This window comes from bacterium, from assembly GCA_027622355.1.
Lineage (GTDB): Bacteria > UBA8248 > UBA8248 > UBA8248 > UBA8248 > JAQBZT01.
The window spans coordinates 1-18,353 of record JAQBZT010000018.1 but is presented as its reverse complement, the minus strand read 5'-3'; the positions used below and the strand labels follow the sequence as shown (position 1 = coordinate 18,353).

General features: G+C 62.5%; 20 protein-coding genes. 17 read left to right on the top strand and 3 right to left on the bottom strand.

The window, feature by feature from the left end; genetic code table 11:
- Positions 1 to 65: 65 nt before the first annotated feature.
- Positions 66 to 701, bottom strand: coding sequence for a hypothetical protein (locus O2807_02285; GenBank protein ID MDA0999333.1), 636 nt, complete (start codon positions 699 to 701; stop codon positions 66 to 68).
- A 296-nt stretch (positions 702 to 997) separates the two neighbouring features.
- Here O2807_02285 and O2807_02280 point away from each other — a divergent pair, with 296 nt between their 5' ends.
- The 3 genes from O2807_02280 (at position 998) to O2807_02270 (ending at position 4,729) form a co-directional block, all read left to right on the top strand.
- A complete protein-coding gene (locus O2807_02280) occupies positions 998 to 2,017 on the top strand; it encodes a MoxR family ATPase (protein MDA0999332.1) in 1,020 nt (339 codons plus the stop codon).
- Positions 2,018 to 2,021: 4 nt separating this feature from the next.
- Positions 2,022 to 3,416 carry a VWA domain-containing protein gene (locus tag O2807_02275; protein ID MDA0999331.1) on the top strand — a complete coding sequence of 465 codons (1,395 nt, stop codon included), beginning with the start codon at positions 2,022 to 2,024 and terminating at the stop codon, positions 3,414 to 3,416.
- 71 nt (positions 3,417 to 3,487) lie between these two features.
- Positions 3,488 to 4,729, top strand: coding sequence for a Xaa-Pro peptidase family protein (locus O2807_02270; protein MDA0999330.1), 1,242 nt, complete (start codon positions 3,488 to 3,490; stop codon positions 4,727 to 4,729).
- A 475-nt stretch (positions 4,730 to 5,204) separates the two neighbouring features.
- On the opposite strand, the gene O2807_02265 is transcribed toward O2807_02270, so the two are convergent.
- Positions 5,205 to 5,969, bottom strand: coding sequence for an N-acyl homoserine lactonase family protein (locus O2807_02265; protein ID MDA0999329.1), 765 nt, complete (start codon positions 5,967 to 5,969; stop codon positions 5,205 to 5,207).
- 326 nt (positions 5,970 to 6,295) lie between these two features.
- Between O2807_02265 and O2807_02260 the strand changes: the two genes are divergently transcribed.
- The 9 genes from O2807_02260 to O2807_02220 all read left to right on the top strand — a co-directional run bounded on the left by O2807_02260 (position 6,296) and on the right by O2807_02220 (position 14,172).
- Positions 6,296 to 8,626, top strand: coding sequence for a proton-conducting transporter membrane subunit (locus O2807_02260; GenBank protein ID MDA0999328.1), 2,331 nt, complete (start codon positions 6,296 to 6,298; stop codon positions 8,624 to 8,626).
- A complete protein-coding gene (locus O2807_02255) occupies positions 8,623 to 9,057 on the top strand; it encodes an MnhB domain-containing protein (protein ID MDA0999327.1) in 435 nt (144 codons plus the stop codon). The genes O2807_02260 and O2807_02255 overlap by 4 nt, the downstream gene beginning before the upstream one ends.
- A gap of 7 nt (positions 9,058 to 9,064) precedes the next feature.
- Complete coding sequence (locus tag O2807_02250) at positions 9,065 to 9,415, top strand: Na+/H+ antiporter subunit C (protein MDA0999326.1); 351 nt, start codon at positions 9,065 to 9,067, stop codon at positions 9,413 to 9,415.
- Positions 9,412 to 10,887 (top strand): proton-conducting transporter membrane subunit, encoded by a 1,476-nt coding sequence (locus O2807_02245; GenBank protein MDA0999325.1) that lies wholly within the window; start codon positions 9,412 to 9,414, stop codon positions 10,885 to 10,887. Before O2807_02250 ends, O2807_02245 begins: the two co-directional genes overlap by 4 nt.
- Positions 10,888 to 10,914: 27 nt before the next feature.
- Positions 10,915 to 11,391, top strand: a complete 477-nt coding sequence (locus O2807_02240; protein MDA0999324.1) for a Na+/H+ antiporter subunit E — start codon at positions 10,915 to 10,917, stop codon at positions 11,389 to 11,391.
- On the top strand, positions 11,388 to 11,657 hold the full coding sequence (locus O2807_02235) for a monovalent cation/H+ antiporter complex subunit F (GenBank protein MDA0999323.1): 270 nt from the start codon (positions 11,388 to 11,390) through the stop codon (positions 11,655 to 11,657). Before O2807_02240 ends, O2807_02235 begins: the two co-directional genes overlap by 4 nt.
- On the top strand, positions 11,650 to 12,018 hold the full coding sequence (mnhG, locus tag O2807_02230; GenBank protein MDA0999322.1) for a monovalent cation/H(+) antiporter subunit G: 369 nt from the start codon (positions 11,650 to 11,652) through the stop codon (positions 12,016 to 12,018). The genes O2807_02235 and mnhG overlap by 8 nt, the downstream gene beginning before the upstream one ends.
- A gap of 88 nt (positions 12,019 to 12,106) precedes the next feature.
- Positions 12,107 to 12,940 carry an alpha/beta hydrolase gene (locus tag O2807_02225; GenBank protein MDA0999321.1) on the top strand — a complete coding sequence of 278 codons (834 nt, stop codon included), beginning with the start codon at positions 12,107 to 12,109 and terminating at the stop codon, positions 12,938 to 12,940.
- 77 nt (positions 12,941 to 13,017) lie between these two features.
- Complete coding sequence (locus O2807_02220) at positions 13,018 to 14,172, top strand: GGDEF domain-containing protein (GenBank protein MDA0999320.1); 1,155 nt, start codon at positions 13,018 to 13,020, stop codon at positions 14,170 to 14,172.
- A 6-nt stretch (positions 14,173 to 14,178) separates the two neighbouring features.
- Here the strand turns inward: O2807_02220 and O2807_02215 are convergent, their stop codons facing one another.
- Positions 14,179 to 14,973 carry a cyclase family protein gene (locus O2807_02215; protein ID MDA0999319.1) on the bottom strand — a complete coding sequence of 265 codons (795 nt, stop codon included), beginning with the start codon at positions 14,971 to 14,973 and terminating at the stop codon, positions 14,179 to 14,181.
- A gap of 124 nt (positions 14,974 to 15,097) precedes the next feature.
- Here O2807_02215 and O2807_02210 point away from each other — a divergent pair, with 124 nt between their 5' ends.
- The 5 genes from O2807_02210 to O2807_02190 form a co-directional block, all read left to right on the top strand.
- Positions 15,098 to 15,523, top strand: coding sequence for a DUF4079 family protein (locus tag O2807_02210; GenBank protein ID MDA0999318.1), 426 nt, complete (start codon positions 15,098 to 15,100; stop codon positions 15,521 to 15,523).
- 238 nt (positions 15,524 to 15,761) lie between these two features.
- On the top strand, positions 15,762 to 16,382 hold the full coding sequence (locus O2807_02205) for a hypothetical protein (protein ID MDA0999317.1): 621 nt from the start codon (positions 15,762 to 15,764) through the stop codon (positions 16,380 to 16,382).
- Between the two features lie 118 nt (positions 16,383 to 16,500).
- Positions 16,501 to 17,142: a hypothetical protein gene (locus tag O2807_02200; protein MDA0999316.1), complete on the top strand. Its 642-nt coding sequence runs from the start codon at positions 16,501 to 16,503 to the stop codon at positions 17,140 to 17,142.
- Positions 17,143 to 17,300: 158 nt separating this feature from the next.
- Positions 17,301 to 18,101, top strand: a complete 801-nt coding sequence (locus O2807_02195; GenBank protein MDA0999315.1) for a c-type cytochrome — start codon at positions 17,301 to 17,303, stop codon at positions 18,099 to 18,101.
- Positions 18,102 to 18,106: 5 nt separating this feature from the next.
- The coding region (locus O2807_02190; GenBank protein ID MDA0999314.1) for an SUMF1/EgtB/PvdO family nonheme iron enzyme at positions 18,107 to 18,353 on the top strand (247 nt) is incomplete at its 3' end.

Genomic DNA, 18,353 nt, shown 5'->3' with positions numbered 1-18,353 from the left:
GGCGAGTAAAACGAAAAGGCTCCGCGTCAAGAACCGGCTGAGAGAACACACCCGTTGCGCGCGCCTTAGTTTTGAGGCTTGGCGCCCTTCTTCTGTGCCTGCGCCTGCGCCTGCTCGAGTTGCACCTGCAGCGACTCGGCTGACCGCTGCATGCGAAAGATCCTTTCGGTCAACTCGGTGTTCTTCTTTTTCAGTGTGGCGATCTCTTCTTTCTTCAGCGCCGTCTCTTTTTCCAGAACTGAAAGACGGGACACCTTCTTCGAGATCTCCTGGTTCACGCTCTTGAGGCCTTCGGCGTTCTTCTCCTGATAGCGGACCTCCCCCATGAGCGCGCGCATCTTATTGTCCCGTTTGGAGAGCTGCTCGCGAAGCCCGACAACATCCCCCTCTCTCCGGGAGAGTTCATCGCGGAGCTTCTGTATCTCCATTTCCATATTCCGCAGTTTGAACTTCAGGGAGTAGATCTTGCTTTCGCTCTGTGAGAGCTGGCTGTGCAAAGCGAGCGGATCGAGCGCGCCCGATCCCGTCTGCGCTCCGAGCTCGCGGAGTATGCGGTCCCGCTCCTGAATGCCGCGGGCGAGGCGGCTGATCAGAAAATTCTTTCTGCCCAACTCCTTGTAGAGCGAATAAATCCGGGTCCCGAGGAGAAGGCACAAAACGGCAATGCCCGCCACGATGACATGCAGGGACCGGCCCGCCACGAGCGATTTCAGAGAGCGCCATAGGGGAGAGAGCAAGCGGGAAAAGACTATCGTAGCCGCTCTCATGAAAAGGAAAAACCGTCCCGCAAGCATGGAAGTACTCCCGCTTCCCCCGCAGGGGGAGCGAACCGGGGGCGGAAACAAAAGGATAGCACTCTGCCCTCCCCGGCAAAACCATGATTTTGAATAAAAAAGACAACCCGCTCCCGGAATGGGATCCCCGGCGTCTTGGGAAGAAGCGACCCGTATGTTAGGGTATTTCCCGTTGCCGTCCTTCTTTCTGATCGGGAGCCCCCATGTACGCCGATACGGAGGCCGTCCGCGCTTCTCTTGCCGAGAACAACTACATTGCCTCCCCCGAAATCTGCACCGCCCTCTATCTCGCCGAGGGGATGGGGAAACCCATCCTCGTCGAGGGCCCCGCCGGCGTCGGCAAGACCGAGCTGGCCAAGGTGTGGGCCGCCTCGACGAAGCGCAATCTGATTCGCCTGCAATGCTACGAGGGACTCGATGAGGCCAAGGCGCTCTACGAGTGGGAATACGCCAAGCAGATGCTCTACACCCAGCTGCTGCGCGAAAAGCTCCACCAGGTGCTCTCCGACACCGAAACCCTGACCGAGGCGGCCGACCGCATCGCCCAAGAGGAGAACGTGTTCTTCTCCGAGCGCTTTCTTCTTCCCCGGCCGCTTCTCCAGGCCATCCGGGCGGAAGAGCCCACCCTGCTTCTCATTGACGAGATCGACCGGGCCGACGCCGAGTTCGAGGCCTTCCTGCTCGAGGTGCTGAGCGACTTCCAGGTCTCCGTCCCCGAGCTCGGCACCCTCCGCGCCGCTTCGCCCCCGGCGGTGGTCCTCACCTCGAACAACACGCGCGAGCTCTCCGAGGCCCTCAAGCGAAGGTGTCTTTATCTCTTTATCGGCTACCCCAGCGCGGCGGCCGAGCTCGAAGTGGTCCGCCTCAAGGTTCCCGGCCTCTCCGCCGAGATGGCCGAACAGGCGGTCGAGCTGGTCCAGAAGCTGCGGAACCTCGACCTCAAGAAAAAACCCAGCGTCAGCGAAACCCTCGACTGGGCCAAGGCGCTCCTCATGCTCAACGCCGAATCCCTCGACGAGGATACCGTCGCTACCACCCTCAACGTGCTGCTCAAACACGAGCAGGACGTGCTCCGCGCAAAGCGTGCCGCCGAACTCGATCGCAAGCGCCGCGAGGCGCCGCCCGACCTCGAGGACGAGGAAGAGATCTTCCGCCGGATGATCGAGGAAGGAAGAGCGCCCCGGCGCAGGCGCCGCGGGGGCGGCCCCTTCGGAGAGAACTAGGCCGATGGATCGGCGCATGGTGGATTTCGTCCAGGCCCTCCGGGCCGAGGGAGTGCGCGTCTCCCTCGCCGAGAGCGAGGATGCCTTCCGCGCCACCGGCCACATCGGCATCAAGGAGCGCGACACCTTCCGCTCGGCCCTGCGCCTCACCCTCGTCAAGGAAGAGACCGACATCCCGGTGTTCGAGCGCCTCTTCCCGCTCTTCTTCGGGCTCGAGGCCCCGCCCGCCCTCGATGGCCTCGGCGGAATGGGCGAGGCGGACCAGGAGCAGCTCCTCGAAGCCCTCCGTCAGCTCGCCGAAGAACGCTCGCCCGAGGAGCTGAAGCGCCTTCTCGAAAACCTCCTGCGGGGTCAGCCCCTCTCCCGCGAGGAGCTCGATCAGCTCGGCCAGCAGGCCGGCCTCCCGATGGCTTCCCGGCCCGGCCAGGGCCCCTGGATGGAATCGCGCATGATGCGGGCCGCCGGCCTCGATAAGCTGATGGAGGCGCTCCGGGAGGTGCTCGAAAAGCTCGCCGCCGAGGGCATGGGCCAGGAGCTGCTCGATGAGCTCGCCGAGACGGCCGGGATGAACCGCGAGGCGCTCGAGGAGCAGATCCGCCGCGAGATCGGCGCCGCCATCGCCCGGAGGATGCGCGAGGACTACGAGAAGCGCGACCCCCTCGATGAGGTGATGGAACTTCCCTTCCGTGGGCTCGACGAGCGCGAGATCGAGCGCGTGCGCGATGAGGTGCGCCGCCTCGCCGCGAGGCTCAGAAGCCGCGCGGCGCTGCGCCACCGCAGAGCGCGCAAGGGCCAGTTCGACATGCGCGCCACCCTCCGGGCGAACCAGCGCTACGGCGGCGTCCCGCTCGAGCTCAAGCGCAAGCACCGCGTCCTCAAGCCCAAGCTCATCCTGATCTGCGATGTCTCCACCTCAGTGCGCCACTGCGCCGAATTCATGCTGACACTCATCTACGAGCTGCAGGATCAGGTGGCCCGCGCGCGGAGCTTCGCCTTCATTGACCGGCTGCTCGACATTTCCCACCCGTTCGACGAACACCGCCCCCAGAAGGCGGTCGCCATGGTCCTCGATGATCTCCGCGCCGGCCACTACAACACCGACCTCGGCGCGAGCCTCGCCGATCTGTGCCGCGATCACATGGGCGAGATCGACAGGCGGACGACCGTGATCTTCCTCGGGGACGGCCGGAACAACTTCAACGATCCGCGGCTCGACTGCATGGACCTCCTCAAGGGAAGGGCCAAGCGCATCGTCTGGATGAACCCCGAGGCGCCCTACCTCTGGGGGACGGGTGATTCCGACATGCCGGAGTACCAGCCCTACTGCGACGCCCTCCATGAGGTGGGCAACCTCGCCCAGCTCGCCCACGCGGTTGAGCGCCTCTTCGACGCGCGGTAAGATCCCTCCCGTTCCCTAAAACCGAGACATTTTTCTCGCCAAAGATTTTTTTTCGCCAACGAGAAGCGCCGATGAACTGGCAGAGCGATCATTTTCTCGCAAACGAGCTCCGCAAGGCGCAGGGGCGCGCGCCCGAGGTGCCCGAGGCCGAGGCCCGCGGCCGCCTTGATCGGATGCGCGCCCTGATGAAGGAGGCGGGCCACGAGGCGCTCCTCATCTACGGAGGCGCCGCTCCCCAGCCGGACTGGATCCGCTATTTCTCCAACTATGTGCAGCCCTTTCCGGTGGGTGGCTCGTTTCTCTTTCTCGACGGCCACGGCCGCGAGACCCTGATGATCGACTGCCCCTGGAACCTGGAGGACGCCAAGCAGATGTCCTTCATCGGGGACATCCGCGCCTTTCCGCACGGCCGCTACCGCTGGCAGTTCGATGAGGTGACGAAACTGCTCACCAGCCTCATCGAGCAGGCCGAGCTCGATGGCTCGGGCTCCATCGGCATCTGCGCGATGGAGATGCCCACCCTCTATCATCAGGCACTGCAGAAGGCCGCCCCGGATACCGAGCTGGTAGATGCCGCGCCGCTCTGGTCGCAGATCGTGACATCGCCGAGCCCCTTCGATGAGGAGATGATCCGCAAGACGGCCGAGATCGCGGACGCCGGCATGCAGACCGCGCTGGCCGCCTGCGGCGAGGGAGTGGCCGAGTATGCGGCCTGCATCGAGGCGCTCCGGGTGATGGCCTCGATGGGAGCGGAGTTTCTCCACGGCAGCGGGACCTCCACCCACATCAACATGGGGTCGGGCAGCAAGGTGGTGAGCAACGTGCGGCCCTTCCTCTTCACGACGCGGGAGATGGCGCGCGGCGAGATGTTCTGGCTCGACCTCTCGGCCTCCTACGGGGGCTATTACGTGGACTTCGACCGGACGGTGAGCATCGGTGCGCCCTCCGAGAAGCAGCGGCACATCTACGACACCTGCCGCGAGATGTACGATGCGCTTTTCGCGGCGATCCGCCCCGGGGCGACGGGGGGCGAGGTCTTCCAGGCGGGCTTTCAGGTGGCGAAGGACGCCGGCTACGAGGAGAGCTACAACCTCATCTACCTCGGCCACATGTCGGGGATAAGCACCTCGGATCGACCCTTCGTCATCGCCGAGGAGGACAAGGAGATTCCCGAGGGGGGCTACATCAACATCGAGCCCGGCATCTTCGAACCCGATGTGGGCACCAGCTCCCTCGAGGATATCATCCGCGTCGGGCCCGCGGGCGGGGAGGCCGTCACCCGGACGAACCTCGATCTGCACATCGCGGACTAGCCGCGAAGCCCCGGCGACGGGCGCCCTCGCCTTCCGCTCCTCTGCCGGGCGCACAAAAAATCCTTCATTATCCTTCAGTATCCCGCAATCGCCCCGCCGCTCTCAAAACTCCCGCAGTGAGTCAGTCTGCTTATTTTTCTTGTCATTCCGAGTGCCGGAGGCGCGAGGAATCTGCTTTTCCACAGCAGATTCCTCAGTCGCTGCGGGCCCCACCCTGCGCTCCTTCGGAATGACACCAAGGGTCCATTGTGCAAACGTGCCTCCTTTCTATACTTCGCGCCGTATCGCGCACGCGCCCGCCGGAGCCCTTTCCGAAGCCCGGTCGCGCGCCGGCCCCCTTTTGGAAGCCGAACCCACTCTCGCACATGCGGAGGGAAAAGCAGGTGCAGAAAATACGAGGAGATTCGGATCGCGTTCGACTTGGGCGCCCCGGAAGCGCGGCCGGGAGGGCGCGTTTGGAATTCACAGGTAGCGCTCAGGCCAGCCGCCGCACCCCGGGGTGGGTCTCCTCGATGCGGTTTACAGTCGCAATGTCGTGGCCGGGAAAGATGAGGCGGGGAGAATCGGCGAGTTCCTTGATGGTGTCGAGGGCGTCGAGCGCCTCATCCACCCGGACGAGAATGCCGGGCGGGATCAGCCCCTCGAAGCTGCGGAAGACGTAGGCGGCATCCACCGCGAGCACCGCCCATCCCTCTTCGGTCCTGACCCTGACCACCTGAAGGCCCGGGGTGTGGCCCCCGACGAGATGGACGCTGACGCCGTCTGCGATCTCGGCCTCCCCCTCCACGAGGTGGAGCCTGCCCTCTTTCTCGATCCAGTCGGCGTCCTCGAGGTTCCCGAGAAAATGGTTCAAAAAATGGTGTTTCCCGGCCGGGCCGCGCCAGAAGTCGAGCTCTTTTTTTTGCAGATGAAAATCGGCGGCGGCGTAGAGGCGGCAGGCGCTGAAGTGGTCCCAGTGCAGGTGGCTGAGGATCACGGTCTTCACTTTCGCCGGCTCCAGGCCGAAGGGAGCGAGCAGATCGCGGGGCCGGCGGTAATCCTCGAACAGGGAGTAGCGCGCCTGGTAGTGCCCCTCCAGAAACCCGGTGTCCACCAGAATCGGGTCGCCTCCTCCCTCGGGCACCAGAATCCAGAAAAAATAGGGCATCTGGGTCCAGTGCCCGGTGTCGGCCAGGTAGAGCAAAACCGAGGAATCGCACTCCCGCCGCCCCTGGCAGAGGGCATAAATTTGATACGTCATTTTCCTCCCCTTTTCCTTCTTTTCACTTTACCCCACATCCGCCGGGGTTGTCCCAGAGCGAAACATCCGTCCCGAACAGAAGGCAGTGGGTCGGTTTGCCTGTATTTCTTGTCATTCCGAGCGCCCGAGGCGCGAGGAATCTGCTTTTCCACAGCAGATTCCTCAGTCGCTGCGCTCCTTCGGAATGACACCGCTGATCCATCGTGCCGGCTGATCCACTGCCGAACAGATTGCTTGCATCCTTTTGATTTTCATGAGAAATTTTTTGCGTCCGTGAAAGCATTTATAATATTTGACTTCTGCCCCCGGAATCTGGCTGCGGGAAATTGAAAGACATCTACCTGATCATATTTTCGCCTTTTGTTTTCGCCGTGGCGGTTCCCTACTTCGCGAGCCGCTTCCGGAGCGGTGCGGCCTGGTTCGCCATGCTCGCACCGCTGGCGAGTCTTTGGGCGCTGATCCGCCTCTACGGCCTCTGGAGCGCCGGCGGGAAGGCCCCGATCGTCTACTCCTTCGCCTGGGTGGCGGCGGCCCAAATCGAGGTCGCCTTCCTCGTCGATGGGCTGAGCCTCATGTGGGGCTTTCTCGTCGCCGGGATGGGCGTCCTCATCGTTCTCTACTCCCACTGGTACCTCCATTCGCACGAATCGCTCGGAAGATACTACGGCTTCCTGATCGCCTTCATGGGCTCGATGCTCGGCGTCGTGTTCTCCGATCATTTGATCTCGCTGTTCATCTTCTGGGAGTTGACGAGCATCACCTCCTATTTCCTCATCGGCTTCTGGTGGGACAGGAAGGCCTCGGTCTACGGCGCACAGAAGGCGATCCTCATCACGGGCGGCGGCGGACTGGCCATGCTGGCGGGCTTCATCCTGCTCGGCGGAAGCACGGGCGAGTGGCACATCTCGAAGATGATCGCGAACCCCGGCGCCTATACAGTCTCATCGGCGGCGCTTATCCTGATCCTGCTCGGCGCCTTCACCAAAAGCGCGCAGTGGCCCTTTCACATCTGGCTGCCGAGCGCCATGGAGGCGCCCACGCCCATCAGCGCCTTCCTGCATTCGGCCACCATGGTGAAGGCGGGCATCTTTCTGCTCTCGCGGCTTTATCCCATCCTGGGCACGCACGAGCTCTGGGGCTACCTGGTCACCACCTTCGGCATGATCACCATGATCGCGGGCGGGCTGCTCTCGCTGCGCGCCTATGACCTGAAGGCTATCCTCGCCTACGGCACCATCAGCCAGCTGGGCCTGATCGTGACTTTCCTCGGCTACGGCGGGCAGGAGGCGGTCATCGGCAGCACGCTCCACCTCTATAACCATGCCGCCGCCAAGGCGGCGATGTTCATGGTCGTCGGCATCATCGATCACGAATCGGGGACGCGGGACGTGCGCCATCTCGGCCATCTGGCGCGGGCGATGCCCAAGACCCACATCCTTGCCGTCATCGGCGCCCTCAGCCTGATCGGCATTCCGCCCTTCGGCGGCTTCATCACCAAAGAGATGCTCTACAGCGTCAGCCTCCACCCCGGCGGGCCGGGCGTCTGGGCGGGCTTCTGGCCCTGGATCACCCTCTGTGCGGGGATCATCACGGCGCTCTACCATCTACGCTTTCTCGGGGCGCCCTTCTGGGAGGGGGCGGAGCGGGAATCTCCCAAGCATCCGCACGATCCGCCCCTCGGAATGCTGGCCGCGCCGGCGGCGCTCGCCCTGCTGGTGATTCTGTTCGGCATCTACCCCGGCCTGATCCAGGACGCTTTCATCGCGCCCGCGGCGGCGGCGACCCTCGGCCAGACAAAACCGCTTGCGCTTCATCTGGCGCTCTGGCACGGCGTGAACACCCCGCTCATCATGTCGATCATCACGGTGGCGGCCGGCCTGCTGCTCTATTGGCAACGCCTCTGGGTCGGGAAAACCCTGGGCGCCGTGGCCGATCTTTGGAGAAGAGCGCCCGCCCCGGACAAAATCTACGACGGAAGCCTCCGCATCGCCGCCGAACGCACCTACGGGATCCTCACCCTGATCCAGGACGGCAACCTCCGCCGCTACATGCGCATGATGATGGTGGCAACCGGGATTTTGGGCCTCTACCTTGCGGCCCGCTCGGGCGGGAGCCTCGGCCCATGGCCGGCCGCGGGCCAATGGCCGCTGCTGGCCTCCGCAATCTGTCTCTTCATCTGCATTGCCGCTTTTGCGACGACCAGCTTCCGCTCCCGCCTGCCGGCCATCCTCGCGCTGGGCACGGTGGGCTATTCGACCGCCGTTCTCTACCTCATTCTGAAGGCGCCGGACCTTGCTCTCACCCAAATCGTCATCGAATCGGCCACGGTCGTTCTCTTCCTGCTGACATTTTTCTATCTACCCGAATTGAAGCCGATCGCATCGTCGCCGGGAAAGAAAAGGCGCGACTGGTTCATCGCCTTTTTGCTGGGCGGGGGCGTGACCGCCGTGATGGCCATCGCCATGAACAGCCACGCCTACCGGACCATCGCCGACTACTACATGCGCACCAGCAAGCCGATCGCCGGTTTCAAGAATGTCGTGAACGCCATCATTGTGGACTACCGCAGCTATGACACCCTGGGCGAGATCACCGTCCTGGTGATCGCGGGCATCGCCATCCACGCCATGATGCGCCTGACGGGAGAGGCAGAATGAATTCCCTGATTCTCAAGACCATCGCCCCCATCGTCCTCCATCTGACCCTCCTGGTGTCGTTCTTCCTGCTTCTCTACGGCCACAACCAGCCGGGCGGCGGCTTCATCGCGGGACTGATGACGGTGGTGGGAATGGTTCTCCAATGGGTGGCATTCGATGCGGACTTGGGGTGGCGGCGGTTCAACCGCTCCTGGGACCGGATGTTCGGCAGCGGCCTCATACTTGCAACCCTTGTCGGCGTGTTCGGCCTCCTCTCGGGGGCCTTTCTGAAGAGCTCGATCTATGAGTTCGAAGTTCCCTTTATCGGGAACATCGAAATTTTTACGGCGTTTCTTTTCGATCTGGGGGTCTACGGAGTGGTCGTCGGGGTATCAATGTCCATACTGACCATCTTCAGCGACCGGCGCAGCCCCCTTCACCTGAGGGACTGAGCGAAATATGGTCTGGACGCTCTCCATCACGATCGGCGTATTGGTGGCCACCGGCGCCTACATGATTATGCAGCGGCGCCTGCTTCAGGTGGTTCTGGGGCTCTCGCTCCTGAGCCACGCCACCAACCTGATGATCGTCGCCTCAGGCTGGATCGGCGACGGCCGCGCGCCAATCCTTCTCCCCGGAGAGGAGAACGTCAATCCGGCCGGCTTCGTCGACCCGCTGCCGCAGGCCATGGTTCTCACCGCCATCGTTATCGGCTTCGCGATGACGGCCTTTCTTCTCGTGCTGGTGCTCAATGCATACCGGCGGTTTCAAACCGACGATGTGGATGCGATTCGGAGGCTGAAAGGATGAATCTCCTTCTTCCCTTGCCGATCGTGCTGCCCCTGCTGACGGGAATCATTCTGTTCCTGCTTCGCAGGCACAGCGCGTGGCAAGAAAGGCTGAGCCTCCTCTCGCTGGGGATCAACCTCATCGTCGCCCTCTCCTTTTTGAGCGAAACGGCGGACGGCACGATTTTTACCCACCGGATGGGATTGTGGCCCTTCCCCTACGGCATTTTGCTGGGCGCGGACCGCCTGACCGCGACCATGCTTTGCCTGGCCGCCACGGTGGTCGGTGCTTCCGCCTATTTCTCCAAAAGCTATCTCTCTGAGGGGCAGCGGCAGGAGGTCTACCACCCGCTGCTTCACTTCCTCCTCATGGGCATCCAGGGCGCGTTCGTCACGGCGGATATCTTCAACCTTTTCGTCTTCTTCGAGGTCATGCTGATCTCGGCCTACTCCCTGCTCGGCTTTTACCACAACCTCGATCAGCTGGAGATGGCGCTCAAATATACCTGCCTGAATCTCATCGCCTCCGCGCTCTTTCTCCTGGGGGTCTCGCTCCTCTACGCCCAGGTCGGGACGGTCAACATGGCCGATCTCTCGGTGAAGGTGGCGGCGCTCGGGCCGACGCCCCTGATGATCCTGACGGCGGCGATCTTTCTCCTGGTCTTCAGCACCAAGGCGGCCATCTTCCCGATGCAGCTCTGGCTGCCCTCGGCCCACTCGATCTCCCCTACTCCGATCAGCGCCATCCTCGCCGGGGTGCTGGTCAAGGTGGGGCTGTACGCCATCATCCGCTGCGCCACGCTGATCTTCCCCGCGCCCTTCGGCCAGATGCAGGGCGTTCTCGTCGCCTTCGCGCTCGCGACGATCATCCTCGGCGCCATCGGGACCCTGCCGCAAAAGAACCTGAAGCGGATCCTGGCCTACAGCACCATCAACCAGTTGGGCTACATCGCCTTCGGGGTGGCCCTGCTCTCGCCGGCAGGGATGGCGGCGGCGGTGTTCTACATGGTGAGCCACGGTTTTCTGAAGAGTTCCCTGCTGCTGGGCGCGGGGCTCAACCAGAAGCTGACGGGCACCGTCGATTTGGACGAAATGGGGGGGATGATGGTGAAGGCCCCCTTCGCCAGCGTTCTCCTCCTCGTCGGCTTCCTCTCGCTCGCGGGGATTCCGCCGCTGAACGGGTTTTTTTCGAAATTCTTCCTCATCCAGGCGGGATACAGCCAGGGAATGTACACGGCCACCTCCATCGCGCTGGGGATGGGGGTGATTTCGTTGCTGTATAATTTTTCGACATATCAGCAGTTCGCCTGGGGCAGCGGCGGCGGCGAAGTGAAATCCGCGCCGGCCGCAATGTATATCCCCGTGGCTTTTCTTGCGGCCTTCGCCGTCATCTTCGGCCTCGGCGTCGGCTGGCTGTACGACTGGTCACTGCTGGTAGCGAAACAGATATCGAATCCGGCCCTCTATATTGCGGCCATGCAGAGCGCCCCCTAAGGCGGGGAAACAACGGAGAGCCCGACCATGGCAATCGCCACCATCACCCTGACCCTGGCCATCATCTGGATTGCTGTCCGCGGGGAGATCTCCGCCGCCCAGATCGCGGTGGGTCTCGTCCTGGCGCTCACCGTCGTCGGATTCTTGCGGAAAACCTATCATCAGGAGCTCTCCTTCCGGCGCCCCATGAATATCGCCATCTACGTCATCAGCTTCCTGAAGGAGCTGACGATCGCGAATATTCAGGTACTGCGGATCGTCCTCTCGCCGGGCCCGATTCGCATCCGGCCGGGCATCATCGCCTACCATACAAGGTGCAAAACTCCGCTGGGCGTTACCGCGCTGGCCAACTCCATCACCCTGACGCCTGGAACCCTGAGCGTAGACGTTTCGACGGACGCTTCCACTATCTTCGTCCACACGCTGGACATCGATCACCCCGACGAGGTGCGCAAAGCCATCCGCCGCGGTCTCGAGAACCCGATTATCAAGGCCATCGAATGAGCGCAACCGCTGTTGATATCGGACTGGGCATTCTCGTCGTTTCCGTGGCCATGTGCCTGATCCGTTTCGCCATCGGGCCCACCACGGCCGATCGCGTGGTGGCGGTGGACACCATCGCCACCAACCTGCTGGGCATCACGGCCCTTTTCGCCATTCGCAGCGGAGAAGATTTGTTCATCTTGGCCATTTTGGTGTTCGCCATACTGGCCTTTGTGGGAACGGCGGTTTACGCCAAGTTTCTGGAGAGAGGGAAGATCATTGAGTGAGTACATCGCATCTGCGCTCATCCTGATCGGCGTCTTTTTCATGCTGGTTTCCAGCGTCGGGCTCCTGCGCCTGCCCGATGTCTACTCGCGGATGCATGCCGCCACCAAGGCCACGACCTTCGGTATGGTGGGCATCCTCGCGGGAACGGCCATCACTTTCAAACTTCTTCATGTGAGCGCCCAGGCACTGCTCGCTGTTTTATTTTTTTTCCTGACAGCGCCTGTCGCGGCCCATCTGATCGCGCGCGCCGCCTACCGCAAGGGACCCAATCTGGCCGACATCACCGAAACGGACGAGTATGGGCTCTACCTCTCGCAGAGCCCGACCGTACCACCTGCTCCTGAAAACCCGGAATCCTAACCGGTACAAATTCTGTCCCGGCTCCTGTTCCGCACACCTCTCCGGAGGCGTTCACGGAGCGTGGGCCACCCAGCCGCAGCGAGGACACATGGACACCCCCGAAAGCAGATTCATCGAAAGAGACGGCCTTCGGCTGCATGCCCTGGATCATGGCGGGGAAGGAAAACCGGTGCTCCTCATGCTTCACGGCGCGGCCGCCCACGCCCACTGGTGGGATCACGTCGCGCCCTCCCTCAAGCCGCTCTGCCGTCCGGTGGCGGTCGATATGCGCGGGCACGGAGACAGCGACTGGGCCAAGGAGTACACCTTCGAGGCCTTCGCCGGCGATCTTTCCTCCTGGATCGAATGGGCCCGGAAAGAAAGCGGACGCCCTCCGGCGATCCTGGCCCACTCGATGGGAGGGCTGGTGACGCTGAAACTGCACGAGTGGAGCCGCCCCGAACTCACCTGCCTGATCGTGGTGGACTCGCCGCTCGAGTTGACCAACCGCATCCTGGCCGAGGTGGAGCTGGCCGCCAAGAACCCCAGCCGCCCCTGGGCCTCGCCCGATCTTTTTGTCCAGAAGTTCCGGCTCCTGCCCTCAAGCGGAAAAGCGGCCCCCGAACAGCTTGCCTACATCGCGCGCCACAGCCTGCGCCCGCTCGATGACGGCACTTGGCTGCTCAAGACCGACAAATCCTTCCACCGGGACCGCAAGCCCACCGACCTTCGGCCCGGCTGGAAAAAGGTGGCCGCTCCCACCCTGCTGATTGCCGGGGAGTTGTCCGACCGTCTTGCTGTGGAGGATTTCGCCTGGATAGAAGACCATTGCCCGGCCGTACGAACCGCCATCGTCCCCGAGGCGCACCACCACGTTTACATGGACGCACCCGAGGCTTTCTTGCATCTCGTTCAGAACTTCCTTTCCGAGAACTTTTCCTGAGGTGGCGACTGTGGCAACCTTAGGCATCTGCAGTGCTCGCCGAACCTGGCGTTAACGGCAAAGGGGCAGGTCGAGGAATGTCCAGTCCAGACGATACGCAAGAGTTGGATGACCTGGATTGGCCCGTCGGGGAAAACGAAGGGCCGGAAGCATTCCGCCAGGAGGAAGCAGAGCCGCCCGCGGCCGGACAGGGCGAGTTTCTGCTCAATCTCCTTTCGGCCAAATCGAGAAAAGGGCTCGGCACTCTCTCCGCCCTTCCGCGGGATGAAGCCCTCCGCGCGTTCCTCTCGGGAGGCGCCTCGCTCCCGCGCGTGGCCGCCCTTCATCTTTCGGACAGCACACTGAAAAGACTGTCCTCCCTCATCGGCTCGCCCATTCATGAAAACCTTCAGGAACTCACCTGGCAAATCGCCAACCGCATGAGCGATGATCCGCCCCATGTCTTTCTCGTCACTCTGGAAAAAAACAAGATCGAGGAAAACGCTATCCTCAAGGAGATCGCCGAGGGAGGAGGTCTCCAATCGCCGCAGATCGTCGCCCTGGCCGACACTTTCGATTCGCCGCTTCTCGAATCGCCCCCGGCCTGGGTCAGCGCGGTCATTTCGATGGAGAACCAGGATTCCGCGATCCATCTCATTCTCCGCAACATGATCGAACACGCCCAGATGAAGAAAGATCTGGAGATCATCTTTCTCGCCCATCGCGTCAGCCGCGAGCAGCTGCACAAAGTAACGTTCACCGAACCCCTGACCGGCCTCCTCAACCGCGCCGGATTCGAAGACGCCTCGGCCCGGGAGCTGGCGCGGGCCGCGCGGAGCGGCGAGATGCTGGGCCTTCTGATCATCGACATCGACAAGTTCAAGGGGATCAACGACACCTACGGGCACCCGACCGGAGACAGCGTGCTGCGGGAGCTGGGCCGGCTTCTCCGCCAGGAGTCCCGCTACATCGATCATGTGGTCCGCTTCGGGGGCGAGGAGTTCGGCGTGGTGCTCCCGCGCATTGACCTCGAGGGACTCCAGATCGCGGCTGAGAGAATCCGGCAGCGCATCGAGCAGACCCATTTTCTCGGAATTCCCGAAGCCGGGATGGTCACCATCAGCATCGGGGCCCTCATGATCAAGCCCGCCCGGCGCCCCGCGCTCAAGGATGTCTACCCGGTGGCGGACGAGTTGCTCTACCGCGCCAAGCAGGAAGGGCGAAACCGGGTCATCCTCGACACCTACGAGTAGCCGCGCCTACAAAATCGCCACCGGCCGCACGGGAGAGCCCGTCCCGCCCCGAATCTTCAAGGGAAGGCACACGAAGAGAAATTCGTGGATTTTCCCCCGCGAAAGTTCCTCGAGGTTCGCCACCTCGAGAAGATGAATCCCCTTTTCCACCAGCATGTGTACATGCACGGGGCTTCCCTCGGCCGGGCGCACCTCGACGCAAAACGTATCCGACCCGGTCATGTACACTCCCTGATCGGAGAGCCAGCGCGCGGTGCCGAGGTTGATGCCCGGTATTCCGCCCGCGTGGCGGTAGTAATTCGGGCCCGGCCAGTACTGCATGTGCCCCGTGCGGATGAGCACCACATCGCCCGCCTCGATTCGCACCCCCTGCGCCTCCGCCGCCGCCTGCAGCTCCTTCTGCTCGATCGGATGGCCCGCCTGGAGCACCTCGCACTTCTGATGGGCGGCCACATCGATAAACACCCCGCGGCGGACAATGGGCGCAACCGTTTCGATCCCGTGCGCGGTGAAACCGCCGGTCTTGCTTTGCGCCTTTGCGGCATCTACCCCGCCGTGGAGCTTCATGTCCTGGGAAAAATGGCTCAGCGCATCCACGTGCGTCCCCGTGTGACCCGTGCAGAAGATGGACTCCACCGCCACACATGCTCCGTCGGGCAGCATCATGTCCCCATGCTCTCGGATGAGGCTGAACCCGTAGGGCGCGTGCGTCGGCACGTGCGGCATCCCGGGAAAGAGCTCGATGCCCAAATCGAATACCCGGCTCCCGCGAACCAGGGCGCCTACATCGTCTAAGTGCATGAGCCGATCCTCCCTCTGTGCTCCGTGAGATGGTAGTTTTCCGTGAATTTTTGGGGCATTCTAGTCACCCCCCTTCCCCGCCCACAAGCCGCGTCCCGGAGGGGGCGCATTCGGAGAGAAAGTCTTGGTCAGTCTCTGGGCGTATCTTCATCCGGGATTTCAGATCATCACCCTGGCACTGGGGTTGACCGTTTTCGCGATGGGGTTGCGGATACGGAAAAAACGCCGAAAGCGTGAATGGCATAGCCTCCCCCGTCTGACGGCCCTGCACATCCGGCTGGCCAAATCATTCACCGGGCTCTTCGCGGCAGGCTATCTGCTCGGCCTCGGGGGCATGGCCCTCGCCCTCGGCGAGCCCCTTTTCGGGACCGCCCACGCCTATTTCGCCTCTCTCACCCTTCTCCTCATTCTCGCCACCGCCTATCTGGGGAGGCGCCTGCGGCAAACGCCGGAGAATTCGGATGTGCGGCAGATTCATGCCTATTGCGGGACCATTTCGATGTTTCTCGCCCTGCTGGTCGCGATCCTGGGGATGGGCCTCCTGCCCTAGAAAACCGGGAAAAAGACTTTTAAATCCGCAAAAATATATCCGGGGATCGGGAATTTTCAAACTTCGGCCCTTGTTTTCTTAGACGATGCTGCCGAAACATCTCGGCGCTTTTTTCAGCGCATGGAAACCTCGAAAGAGGAGTCCCTCGGCTGAAAAACCGATTGGGGAGCAGGCACTTCCGACACTTTCTACGCCGTGGTTTTTGAATCTTCTCTGAATCTGAAGGAGGCTTCCTGACATGTCCCGTCAACTTTTTGCGGTTGCGTTCGGCGCCCTCCTCGCCCTCTCATCAATGGGCGTGGATCTGGCCGAGGCGGCCAACCCGTGTAACCCGTGTGCGGCAAAGAACCCGTGTGCGGCGAAGAACCCCTGCGCGGGCAATCCCTGCGCCGCGAAGAACCCCTGCGGCGGAAATCCCTGCAACCCCTGCGGCGGCGGCGGCGCCTCGGCCCGTTTTGAGGGCGTGATGGTTTCGGGTCAGGTCGTCGGCTACAAGGGCGGCTACCTCAGCGTGCGCGACCAGAGCGGGAACGTGGTCCGGCTGCACGTCACCTCTCAGACCCAGGCGCTTCTGGGAAAGAAATCCGTCAGCGCCGCATCCTTGAAGCCCGGCTCCCCGGTCAGCGTCTCCACCCAGATGCGGAAGGGCTACTACAAGGCCAACTTCATCTACGCGCGCGGGGGCGGGGGCGGAAACCCCTGCGGCGGAAATCCATGCGCGGGCAACCCCTGTGCGGCGAAAAATCCGTGCGGCGGAAATCCCTGCGCGGCGAAGAACCCCTGCGCCGCGAAGAACCCGTGTGCGGCGAAGAACCCCTGCGCCAAGGGGAATCCGTGCAACCCCTGCGCCCGCAAGTAAGCCGGGCAGGTTTGTGCAGGATGATTTAGGCCAACAACACCCGGGAGGGGGCGCCGGTCTTCTCCTTTGAGAATCTTTTTACCAAATTCTTTTTCCGTAATTGGGAAGGAGCAATGGAATGAAAAAGTTCTGTACGATTCTTGCACTCGCCCTGGCGGTCGCCGTCGGCGCCATGGGAGCCGCCTCCGCCGCCACGACACAGCTTCAGAAAAAGTCGAGCATCACGCCGCCGCCCTTCTTCTTTACCCAGCAAAACGACAGTTCCGTGAAAAACTCCGTGGCGCGCGGAAAGACCGTGTTCCGCGATGTCGGATGCGTGGGCTGCCATCCCCGCGGGAGAACCGTGGGCGGCACGGCGGTGGATGTGATGGGCAACCGCAACCCGGTGCCGATCCCGACCCTCGTGGGCGCCGCGGAGCACTTCCCGCGCCTGAGCCCGGCCGGACAGGTCATCAGCGTGGGGCAGTTCAACGACCTTTGCGCCACGGTCTTCATCGGCGCCGCGCCGATGGACCCCTATTCCCAGAAGTATCGGGATCTTGAAGCCTATGTGACCTCCCTCTCCCCCCGGCAGTACAAGCGGATGCTGAATTGGGAGAAAAAGCGCATCGCATTCATGAAGACCGTCCGCACCACCACGATCGGCAAGGGAAACCCCTGCGGCGGCAACCCCTGCGCCGCGAAGAACCCCTGCGCGGCCAAGAATCCGTGCGCCGCGAAGAACCCGTGCGCGAAGCGAAATCCCTGCGCAGGGAAATAACGCCACAGAGGAAAATGGCCGGCATTCCGCATCCGCCGGTTTGATCCTCTGCAAAAAAGAAGCCAGAATTCATGGGCGTGGAGGAGAAGATGCTTTCTCTTCCGCGCCCATCGTTGTCCGCTCTGATTTCTTATTGCATTCAAAGAGGGAGTACCGGCTTGTTCTCTAAAAGCGCAATCAAAGCATTCGGAGTGGCCGTTTCCGCGCTGTTTGTCTTCGCGGCGGCCCCCTCCGTGTCCCTCGGCCAGAAGAAGACGAAGCTGCAGGCCGAAGAGCCCGGCAAGGGCGACTACTGGCTCGGAAAAGAAATTTACGAGGAAATCTGCTTCTCCTGCCACGGCATCAAGGGCGACGGAAAAGGCCCGAGCTGGCAAAGCTCGATGCCGCGGCCGCAGGTCTTTACCAGCAGCACCTACATGAAGCGCATGACGGACGAGTACATCTTCGCCGTCGTGAAGTTCGGCAAGATGAACGTCCTCAAGGAGAAGATGAATGGCTTCCAGCTGAAGAAGGGCCGGGCGACCGCCATGCCCGCCTTCGGCGAGGTGCTCGAGGACGCTCAGATCCGCAAGCTGATCGAATGGGAGAAAGGCATCACCACCGGCAAGATGATCAAGGATGAAGAGTCGAAGGAGATATTCAAGGACGCCTGCGCCCAGTGCCACGGGAAAAATGGGCTTGGCGACGGCGAGCGCCCCGTCGGCAGCCAGGACCCGAAAACTTTCGTGAGCGAGATCCAGCCGCCGCCGATGAACTACACCCTGAAGGAGATGATGGCCCGCTTCGACGACAAGTTCCTCTTCTCGCTCATCAAGCTGGGGCGGATCGATGTCACCGAAGAGGCCAAATTCGACTTCATGAAAGCCTATGGGCATGTGCTGAACGACAAGGAAATCTGGGGCACGGTGCGGTACGTTCGAGAGGCCTTCATCAACAAGAAACCGCGCAAGAAGAAATAACCCCCATGCGCAGCGCGATTCTCACTCTGTGGATCATTCTCCTCGCGGCACAGGCAGCCGGCGGCGGCGCGCCCTCCGCGGTGGAGATCCGGATCGGCCTCAAGGACGGACGCCCGATGGTCCTCGTCCCGGCGGGCGAGTTCACCCAGGGCACCCGGAACGGCCCGCCCGAGGAGCGCCCCCAACGGATCATCTATCTGGACGCCTTCTGGATCGACCGTGGCGAGGTCACCGTCCGCGCCTGGCAAAGGT